Raw genomic sequence first — 599 nt, forward strand, 5'->3', positions numbered from 1 at the left:
TATTTAGTAGCTGTGAATGATTATAGTAATCAGGACTTAGAGAAGCTAATACTAGATTTTGCAGAAGGGCAAAAGGTAGTAAAAGAAATGGAGCTACATGAGGCAGAAAGCGTGCTTGCACCTTATATGAGTTGCGGCATGGAAGCTAATCAAGAAGCTATGGAACTTGAAGGGATAGACGATGAGGTATCAAATCATGAGATCTTGGCGTGAAAAAAAATCATGCAAGCAGCGAGCTAGAGGAATCTAGCTATGAGTTGCATCTGAATTTTCATCTGAGTTATTACCCGTCAGACCCACATCATCAGATGATAAAAAATCTGAAATATCTGAAGAATTACATGAAGCACTAGGCGGTGTTACGATTACTGATGCACGACCGAATATAAATGGGTTTACTCCCATGTCAATGGTATCATATACATCCTTATTAAAGATATAAATATCATCAATTCTACTATATACACCACTTTTAGGAGCGAGCTTTAATCTGCCATATTGACTCAGATCTGCAATAGTCACATGTATATTTTTAGGTACATATAATATATTGTTATTCATTATGGCGTTATCCGTAATTTTATTGCAAAAAAGGGCAT

The 599-nt window shown here is 36.1% G+C and carries 1 protein-coding gene and 1 pseudogene; one reads left to right on the forward strand and one right to left on the reverse strand.

Annotation, left to right across the window (positions count from 1 at the left end):
- A pseudogene (locus KYQ89_RS03880) lies at positions 1 to 213 on the forward strand (patatin); the annotation flags it as partial.
- Between the two features lie 33 nt (positions 214 to 246).
- On the opposite strand, the gene KYQ89_RS03885 reads toward KYQ89_RS03880, so the two are convergent.
- On the reverse strand, positions 247 to 599 hold a 353-nt coding region (locus KYQ89_RS03885), incomplete at its 5' end, for a hypothetical protein (RefSeq protein ID WP_371920407.1).

This window comes from Rickettsia sp. TH2014 (assembly GCF_019249195.1).
Taxonomy (GTDB): domain Bacteria; phylum Pseudomonadota; class Alphaproteobacteria; order Rickettsiales; family Rickettsiaceae; genus Rickettsia; species Rickettsia felis.